We start from the raw sequence: 9,850 nt of genomic DNA on the forward strand, positions 1-9,850 counted from the left end.
TTATTTTATATTTTCTAAGTTTAATAATATATTCTGCCATAGAGTTTATAAAATCTATGTTATCTATGTTCTCATTCATGTCAAATCCTAAAATAGATAATATAGATTTTTTTATGCTTTTTATTCCTTGTATTTGAGTATCTCTATCATTTATGTATACATCATATATTACATTTAATAGGTTATTTATTATGTCACTATCTTCATAGTCTTTTATCTTTAAATCTATATATCTATCTATACTTTGAATTACTTGTATTCTTTTCATTTCAAATTTAATAACTTCCGCTTTTTCCATATCATGTGTAAATTCAATTATTGTTGATTTAATTTTTTGCATCAATTCTTCATACTCTATATCTTTATTTTCTATAATAGAGTGAATTAGTGTATTGTAAATTAAACTAGAAATTAAAAAATCATTCATATATTCATTTTTCTTATTATACAATACATAATATTTTATAACTTTTACAACTTCTTCTTCACTTTTTTTCATGTTTGTATTGGATATTATAACTGGTAACAAAATGTTTACTATGTTTATATCATCTAGCCTTTCGCCATAAAATCTATAATAAAGTAATTCATCTCTCAATCTATTTTTATCTATTTTTACATATCTCTGAGCTAAATCATCAATTAAAGACTTAGTATTCAAGATAATCATATTTTTTATATATTTATCCTCAATGCTAAATGCATTTATATATGCTTTTTTTAATAACTCTTCTTTCATAGATACTACCTTCCTAACCTACAAACTATCTTATAGTTTTATCAATTAATTAACTTGATATACTTTTATAATATAATAGCTTTGATTTTTAAAAAAAATAGGCAGCTATTAGCTGCCGTAAATGTAGGGGGGGAGTAGAATAGTGTTTATATACTCTACTTCCATATATATCTTTTAATTCTAATTAACTCATATTTCAGAGCCATTTCTTAATTTAATTATACAATACCCCAAATTTAGATGTAAAGTATTATTTTTCGACAAACACGTATTTGCTACATTCTTTCAGGTGCACCCATCCCTAATATAGCAAGGGCATTTTCTATAGTTTGTTTAGTAGCTGCAACCAATGCTACTCTAGCTTTTTTAACTTCTACATCATCTACTAATATAGGACTATCATGATAGAACTTATTAAATGCTTGTGCTAAATCTAATACAAATCTTGTTACTATATGTGGTTCATTTTTTCTCATTGATGCTAATATACTATTATTAAATGATGCTATTAATTTTAAAACTTCCGAACTATCAGCATCACTTAATACGCTATAGTCCACATCTGCAGTTACATCCATATTAGCTTTTCTTAAAACAGAACAGCATCTAGCATGAGTATATTGTACATATGGACCTGTCTCACCTTCAAAACTTAAAGTTCTTTCCCATGAGAACGTATAGTCTTTTATTCTACTATTGGATAATTCTTGGAATACTACAGCTCCAACTCCAACTTGTTTAGCTATTTCATCTACATTTTCAGCATTTGGATTTTTAGCTAACATAGTTTCCTTTGTTTTTTCTATAGCTTGTCTTAATACAGACTCTAAAAATACAACTCTTCCTTTTCTAGTTGACATTGTACCTTCTTCTAATGCTACCATTCCAAATGGAACGTGAACCATATCTTTAGCCCATTCAAATCCTATTAACTCTAAAACTTTAAATAATTGTTGGAAGTGTAAACTTTGTTGAGATCCAACTACGTATATACACTTTTCAAAATCATAAGTTTCTTTTCTGTAAAGTGCTGCGGCTAAGTCTCTAGTCATATATAATGTTGACCCATCTTTTTTAGTTATAAGAGCTGGAGTCATATTATATTCTTCTAGGTTTACTATATTTGTTCCCTCAGATTCTTCTAATAGTCCTTTATCTTTTATTATATCTATTACTCTATCCATTTTATCTGAATAGAAACTCTCTCCTGCATATGAATCAAATTCTATATCTAATAAGTCATATACCCTTGAGAATTCTTTTAAACTTTCATCTCTAAACCATTGCCATAAATCTGTAGCTTCTTTATCTCCATTTTCTAATCTTGTAAACCAAGCTCTAGCTTCATCTTCCATTTCTGGATGCTTTTCAGCCTCATCATGGAATTGTATGTATAGTTTTAATAATTCTGGTATTGGATTAGATTCAACAACTTCCTTATTTCCCCATTTTTTGAAAGCTACTATAAGCTTACCAAATTGAGTTCCATAGTCTCCAAGGTGGTTTACTCTTACTGTATTGTATCCTTGAGAATCATATATTTTATATAAAGCATTTCCTATAACTGTTGTTCTTATATGTCCTATGTGGAAAGGCTTAGCTATGTTAGGAGATGAGAAGTCTATAACTACTGTCTTATCTTTTCCTAATTCACTATGACCATATTTTTTTCCTTGAGTTAATACATCATTAATAACATTTTTAGCTAATTGAGATTTATTAACGAAAAAGTTAACATATCCTCCAGCTGGCTCAACTTTTGATATAGCATCTTTTGCTTCTATGCTTTCAGCTAAGTCTGCAGCTATCATATTTGGAGCTTTTCTAAATACCTTTGCTAATCTAAAGCATGGAAAAGCATAATCTCCCATCTCACTATTAGGTGGTGTTTCTATTAACCCAACTATTTCTTCTAAAGATAAATCTTCTATTTTTTCTTTTAACGATTTGGCCACTTCTATTTTAAAATCTTGCATATCAGTACTCCTTCCTTATTCTTATAACACTTTATGATAAAACAAATTATACTTTTTTTCAAGTATCTGTCTACTTTTCCAAGTCTTTCTCATTGATAATGTGTATTCCTTGATTTTTTAGGATTGCAGCTGTAACACCTTGACCATTAATTTTTTTTCCTGTAAATGTTCCATCATATATTTTATTACTTCCACAAGACGGACTTCCTTCCTTTAAAATCGCTTTTTTACAATTATATAATTGTGCTATTTTTAAAGCTTCTTTAGCACCCTTTATAAAATTTTCTGTTGTGTCTATTCCATCTTTATTTTTAACTTTACATTTACCTGATAAAACATCAAATCCATTTCCATTTTCAATTTCACATGGAATTCTTGGTGTACTTAACCCACCTAATTGTTCAGGGCAAACTAAAACAAATTGTTTGCCCTTTAAATATTTCTTAACTATTTCATGGTTGTTATTATCGCCATCATATTTACAGTTTATTCCTAATAAACACGCTGATACTAATATCATTTTTTATCTCCTTATTTTAAAGTTACTATTGTAACTCCCATACCACCTTCGCCATATTGACCTGGTCTTTGAGATTTTACATGTTTATGTTTTTTTAACATTTCAGTTATTCCACTTTTTAATACTCCTGTTCCTATCCCATGTATAACTGTTACTTTTTCAAGCCCTGCTAAACATGCATCATCAAGGTATTTATCTACCTCTTCTCTAGCTTCTTCTAAAGTCATACCTCTTAAATCCACATCATTTTTAACTCTTCCAGATTTAGATTTTATAACATTTCTAGTAGCCTTTGTAACTGTAGACTTTGGATCTTTTTTAGCTTTTTCTAAAGATTTAAATGGCAAGTTCATTTTCATTATTCCTATTTGAACTACAGCTTCTTTTTTATTATTATCTGCTGTAACTACAGATCCTTGTTGATTTAAAGTTATTACCTTTACTTCATCTCCAGGCTTTAATTCTTTTATTTCTTTTGATGATGTTTTTGGAACTATCATATTTTTTACACTTGGTTGTAATGCACCCATAGAGTTTGAAATTTCTTTTCTTAATTCTTCTATTTTTCTATTTTTATCTTTAGACATGCTTTCTTGTTCTAATCTTCTAAGCTCTTTTATAACAGCCTCTGTCTCTTCTTTCGCTTGTCTCGTAATTCTAAAGGCTTCTTGCCTAGCTTCTTCTAATAATCGCTCTCTTTGAGCTGCTATTTTATCTAACTTAGATTCATATTCTTCTTTTAACTCTTGAATTTCTTTTCTTAATCTAGAAGCTTCTTCTCTTTCTTCAACAGCTTCTACTCTTGATTTTTCTAAGCTATGAATTACATCTTCAACAGCTATAGTATCTGTATCTATAAACTCTTTAGCTCTATCTATTACATAATCACTTAACCCTAATCTTTTAGATATTGCAAATGCATTAGATTTTCCTGGAACTCCAATAAACAATCTATATGTTGGTCTTAAGTTTTCTAGGTCAAATTCTACTGCTGCATTTTCTACACCCTCTTTAGTAAGTGCATAGTGTTTTATTTCACTGTAGTGAGTAGTCGCTATACATTTAGCTCCTGCCATATTTACATCTTCAAGTATTGCTATTGCAAGTCCTGCACCTTCTACAGGGTCTGTTCCCGCTCCTAACTCATCAAATATTACTAATGAATTTTCAGTTACTTCATTTAGTATAGATACTATATTAGTCATGTGCGATGAAAATGTAGATAAACTTTGTTCTATACTTTGCTCATCTCCTATATCTGCAAATACATTGTCATAAACGCACATACTTGTTCCATAATCTGCAGGTATATGTAACCCACTTTGTACCATAAGTGCAAATAGACCTACAGTTTTAATAGTAACAGTTTTACCTCCTGTATTAGGCCCTGTTATAACTAATGTATGGAACTCCTCACCTAGTCTTATGTCGTTTCCTACCACGCTTTTTCTATCTAATAAAGGATGTCTTCCATTTTTTATATTTATATAATTTTCTTTATTTAGCTTTGGTTCTATACCTTTTAATGCTAATGATAATTTACCTTTTGCAAATGCGAAATCTATCTTTCCTAGAATTTCTTGATTACTTAATATATCATCACTTATCTCTCCAACCATAGCTGATAATTCACTTAGTATTCTTTCTATCTCTTCTTTTTCTTTTAATCTAAATTGTCTAAGTTCATTATTCATCTCAACTATGCTCATCGGCTCTATAAATAAAGTTGCTCCTGATGACGATTGATCGTGAACTATACCTGATACTTGACTTCTATATTCAGCCTTAACAGGTACTACAAATCTATCTCCTCTTATTGATATAATTGCATCTTGTAAGTATTTTTGGTAAGTCGATGAACTGATTATTCCATTTAATTTAGAACGTATAGATTGATTTTTTTGTATTATTTTTCTTCTTAAAGATCTTAATTCACTTGAAGCGCTATCTGAAATTTCAACTTCACTAACTATAGCATTGTATATCTTATCTTCTACTTCTCTATAAGTATATAGTCCACTTGATAATGCTTGTATTATTGGATAATTAAAATCCTCTTCTTCACTTGAAGACAAGTTATTGTTTAACAGTCTAGCTACTCTTAGAGTATCTGCTACCATTAATAAACTTCCTGGATCTATAGACGCTCCAACTTTTGCCCTTTTGACTTTGTCTTCTACATCATGTAGGCCTTGTAAGTTTATTCCACCTCTTTTTATAAGTATAGACTGAGCTTCGCTAGTTTCTTCTAGCATATATTTGACTTCTTCATAGTCTGAACTAGGTACTAATTCATTGATGTATTTTAACCCTAAAGAAGACGAAGCTTTTTCTTTTAATAATGATGTTATTTTATCAAACTCTAAAATTTTCAACGATTTTTTATTCATGCTTCCTCCTTAAGAAATTTTTATGTAAATTTTAAGTGTATTTTATGTAATTTTGTACTATACTATTTATATATTATACATAATCAAATCTATTTTGTGATATATATAATTTAATTTAATTTTTAGCAAGGAGATGTTTTTTATGAACAGTGTTTTAAAAGATTTACAACCTAGTTTAGTTTTTAAGTATTTTGAAGAGATATCTCAAATACCAAGAGGATCAAAAAATGAGAAAGCTATAAGTGACTACTTACGTAATTTTGGTGAAAGCTTAGGGTTAGAAACTATTCAAGATGAGAGTCTAAATATAATAATAAGAAAGCCAGCAACTCCTGGATATGAAAATGCGCCTGGCGTAGTACTTCAAGGTCATATGGATATGGTTTGTGAGAAGAACAAAAGTACTAATCACGATTTTATGAAAGACCCAATCAAATTAAGAATAGATGGAGATTATATATATGCAACTGATACAACTTTAGGTGCTGATAACGGTATAGCCGTTGCTATGGGACTTGCTATACTTGCTTCTAATGATATAGCTCACCCAGCTTTAGAGGTTCTTGTAACTGTTGATGAAGAAGCTGGTATGACTGGTGCAATGGCATTAGATGGTAGTTTAGTAAAAGGAAAATACATATTAAACTTAGACTCAGAAGAAGAGGGTTATCTATTAGTAAGTTGTGCAGGTGGAGTAACTGCTTTATCAACTTTACCAGTTAAATTTGTAAAACCAGAAACTCCTAGAAAAGCTTATTTATTAGAAATAAAAGGATTACTTGGTGGACATTCAGGTATGGATATAATAAAACAAAGAGGAAATGCTAATAAGTTATTAGGAAGACTTTTAAATTCTTTACATGTTGATTTTGATATTGCAAAGGTTGAAGGCGGTTCTAAAAATAACGCTATCCCTCGTGAAGCTGATTGTGTAATAATGGTTAATAACGATCAAATAGATGAGTTTTTAACTCACGTAAAAGATATAACTAATACATTTAAACATGAATTAAGCACTTCTGATCCAGGGCTTGAAATAGTATGTTCTGAAACTAATACACCTGAATCAATACTTGACTCTACTTCTAAAAATAGAGTTATAAAAATGCTTAACTTAATACCAAATGCTATTCAAACTATGAGTATGGATATAGAAAATCTAGTTGAAAGTTCTACTAACTTAGGTGTTGTTAGAACTACAGATTCTTCAGTTACATTTGAGTGTGCTGTTAGAAGTTCTGTTAAATCACTTAAAGAAGATATAACAAATAGAATGGATCTTTTAATATCTGAGTTTGGTGGAAGTCTTCAATTAATTAGTGACTATCCAGCTTGGGAATATACTAAAGGTTCACAATTAGAAAAAATATGTGTTGAAGCATTTAAAAATCTTACAGGTAAAGACCCTATAATAATGGCTTTACATGCTGGTCTTGAGTGTGGTTTATTACTTGATAAGATACCTCATGCTGAAGCTATATCATTTGGACCTAATATGTACGATGTACATACTCCAAATGAACACTTAAGCATATCTTCAACTGAAAATACATGGAACTACTTAGTAGCAATATTAAAATCTATGAAGTAGTAAAATAAAAAACTCCTCTAAATTAGAGGAGTTTTTTTATTTTAATTTATCTATTGGTTTTTCAGCCACAATTATTATTTGTAATGCAGTTGTAAGCAACGAAGTTTTCTTTCTATATGCCATATACTTGCTTTCCCATATATCACAATATTTTTCTTTAAATCTTTTTAATCCTTTAAATGAATAAAAGTTTTGACCATGAGAATATATTTGTGCTGCTATTTTTTCTGATAAAAATGAATATTTTGATCTACCTACATTAGATAAAGGAGCCATCCCCATGTTAAACCTTTCATAACCTTGCTCTTTTCCCCATTTAAATAAATTTACAAATATGAAATCCATTATTCCATTACATGTTTCATGTGAAAAACGCATTAAGTCTATAGATAATGTTTTATTGTTATCATACATAGGCATTATATTGCTAAAGCCTTTTATCTCATATTCACTATTTCTAACTATAGCTATAGGTTGCTTATTTAAATAGTCTTTATCAAAGAACCCTATATAGAATCCTTTCTCTTGTCTTCCACCTAACCATTCATCTGAAACTTCTTTTAATTGATTAAACATCTCATCTGAAAATGGTGGATGTATAATTTCAAATGTATAAGCTTCTTTTTCTACTCTAGAAAGTGCATTTCTTACACTTTTCATTTTTCTACCTTCTAGTGTAAAGTTTTTTAAGTCCACTAGTCCATCTTCTCCTAATTTCATAAACTCATAACCAGTTTCATGTAAGTCAGGCATCATAGTTTTATCTATAGCACAGAATACTGGTGAATATCCATATAAATCAGCTAGATTATAAAAGTTCTCAATAGTTTCAAGCACTTTTTCTTTATTTCCTACAGGATTTCCAAGTATTACTATCTTATCAGCTGATATTTGATATTGAAGTAAAACATCTTTACTTTCATTTATATACACAAATTTATCTTTTAAATAAATATAGTGTATTAATGGAGATCCTCCAAATTTTCCAATTATATTTTTAACATCTTCTTCACATTCATCTATATGTTTGCGAGGAAAGTCATTGTCTTTATTTATCTTATAAATCATCCATAATAAAAATATAGCAATTATAAGTCCGCTTATACTTAATCCTAGTAAAGATAATCCATAATGTTTTATAGATTGTATCTTGTAGTTTGCAATAGGCAATTTTCCTATTTTCCCATTTAAATTTGCATAAACTGTGTAAATGTATAAACCTTGGAATGATAATAGCAAGATTATATCTTGTATAAATACTCCCCATCTCATTACGAAGCTTTCTCTATAAAATTGTTTTTTACCAACCCATAATAAGATTGCAACTATTGCTAGGTAAGCACTTCTATAATACCAAGGATCCCTTATCAGAGTAATTACAACTGCACCAATTATTAATGTCAGTGTTAGCTTATAAATTCCTTTAGATTTATAGATCATCACTCTAGACATTGCAATTAATAAGAATCCTATAACTATAGATATTCTTTGTGGTATATGAACTATCGAAAAACTAGATACTTTATTTACTATAAAGATTTTCCGAGCCAAATCAGGAGTTGCTTCAGTTATTAGTAAACTGACACCTGATAATAATACAAGCAATACTAGTCCTATATGTGCGATTTTTGATAAAGTTGTCATTATTATATCTTTTATGTCATCATTTAAATTTTTAAAATAATCTTGAGCATATAATAAAAGTCCTATAATTAAAGGAATTATATAATATGAAACACGATATAAAAACATGGCCAATAATACTTTTTCTGAGGGCACATTTAGCATTTCTAATCCAAGTATCATTGTTATATCAAATGATCCTATTCCTCCTGGAGCCATACTCACAATTGCCGCAACAATTGCAACAACAAATATTGGTAGGAATTTTGCAGCAGAAACTGGTTCTCCTAAAATTCTTATAGTACTATATATTAAAAATATTGTAGTAATCCATTCTAAAGCAGATATAATCATTATTATAGCTGCATCCTTTATATCTATTTTTTGATCTGCCGTTGATTTTAAAAATTTAAATATTAAATATATTGATAATATAGGGAAATAAGTACTTATTAATACTGTCATTATACTTACAAATTGATTTAGTTTTATTTGTCCAAAGTTTGTTATTACATAAACAAAACAAACCATAGAAAACCCAGTAAGGTTTAAAGCAACTATCTTGGATATTTCTTTTACTAATAACTTTGTATCTTTAACATGATCTTTATAAAAATTAGTTTTTAGAGCTATTGCTGTACTTCCTCCAAATCCAGCTATACTGGCAATAGAACTTGCTATCCATGAATATTTATATAATTTAAAGTTGTTTAATTTTATTCCAACTCTTTTTTTAAGTATAAAATCATATAAACTTAATGGTAAATACGATATTATTCCTAATAAAGCTATTATTAACATGTTTGATACTGTTAACTTATCTGCATATCTTTTAAATACATCCATATTAAAGGATTCAAATACATTTTTAAATTCTTTAATTACTACAATGAAAATTGCCAATGCAAAAACTATTTTTATCCATTTAAATAATTTGTGCTTATTCATTTATCAAATCCCTCCCTTAGTTGTACATAACTAGTAATAAACTTGTACATATTTATATAAATC

General features: G+C 28.8%; 6 protein-coding genes. 1 reads left to right on the forward strand and 5 read right to left on the reverse strand.

Annotation, left to right across the window (positions count from 1 at the left end; genetic code table 11):
• From VN21_RS00705 to VN21_RS00720, 4 genes are all read right to left on the reverse strand, one after another.
• Window positions 1-739, reverse strand: a 739-nt coding sequence (locus tag VN21_RS00705) for a hypothetical protein (protein ID WP_046821572.1), incomplete at its 3' end; no start/stop codon positions are given.
• Window positions 740-1,014: 275 nt separating this feature from the next.
• Entirely contained in the window at window positions 1,015-2,715 is a 1,701-nt protein-coding gene (gene argS, locus VN21_RS00710; protein WP_046821573.1) for an arginine--tRNA ligase, read from the reverse strand.
• A 70-nt stretch (window positions 2,716-2,785) separates the two neighbouring features.
• Entirely contained in the window at window positions 2,786-3,235 is a 450-nt protein-coding gene (locus VN21_RS00715; protein WP_046821574.1) for a DUF523 domain-containing protein, read from the reverse strand.
• Between the two features lie 11 nt (window positions 3,236-3,246).
• A complete protein-coding gene (locus VN21_RS00720) occupies window positions 3,247-5,625 on the reverse strand; it encodes an endonuclease MutS2 (protein ID WP_046821575.1) in 2,379 nt (792 codons plus the stop codon).
• A 142-nt stretch (window positions 5,626-5,767) separates the two neighbouring features.
• Between VN21_RS00720 and VN21_RS00725 the strand changes: the two genes are divergently transcribed.
• On the forward strand, window positions 5,768-7,216 hold the full coding sequence (locus VN21_RS00725) for an aminoacyl-histidine dipeptidase (RefSeq protein ID WP_046821576.1): 1,449 nt from the start codon (window positions 5,768-5,770) through the stop codon (window positions 7,214-7,216).
• A 36-nt stretch (window positions 7,217-7,252) separates the two neighbouring features.
• On the opposite strand, the gene mprF is transcribed toward VN21_RS00725, so the two are convergent.
• Window positions 7,253-9,787: a bifunctional lysylphosphatidylglycerol flippase/synthetase MprF gene (gene mprF / locus VN21_RS00730; protein ID WP_046821577.1), complete on the reverse strand. Its 2,535-nt coding sequence runs from the start codon at window positions 9,785-9,787 to the stop codon at window positions 7,253-7,255.
• Between the last annotated feature and the right edge of the window lie 63 nt (window positions 9,788-9,850).

This window comes from Paraclostridium benzoelyticum, from assembly GCF_001006285.1.
Lineage (GTDB): Bacteria > Bacillota > Clostridia > Peptostreptococcales > Peptostreptococcaceae > Paraclostridium > Paraclostridium benzoelyticum.

Excerpts from the sequence above, each read along its gene's own strand:
- VN21_RS00720 (WP_046821575.1), bottom strand. The coding sequence starts at position 5,625 with ATGAATAAAAAATCGTTGAAAATTTTAGAGTTTGATAAAATAACATCA.
- VN21_RS00715 (WP_046821574.1), bottom strand. The coding sequence starts at position 3,235 with ATGATATTAGTATCAGCGTGTTTATTAGGAATAAACTGTAAATATGAT.
- VN21_RS00725 (WP_046821576.1), top strand. The coding sequence starts at position 5,768 with ATGAACAGTGTTTTAAAAGATTTACAACCTAGTTTAGTTTTTAAGTAT.
- mprF (WP_046821577.1), bottom strand. The coding sequence starts at position 9,787 with ATGAATAAGCACAAATTATTTAAATGGATAAAAATAGTTTTTGCATTG.
- argS (WP_046821573.1), bottom strand. The coding sequence starts at position 2,715 with ATGCAAGATTTTAAAATAGAAGTGGCCAAATCGTTAAAAGAAAAAATA.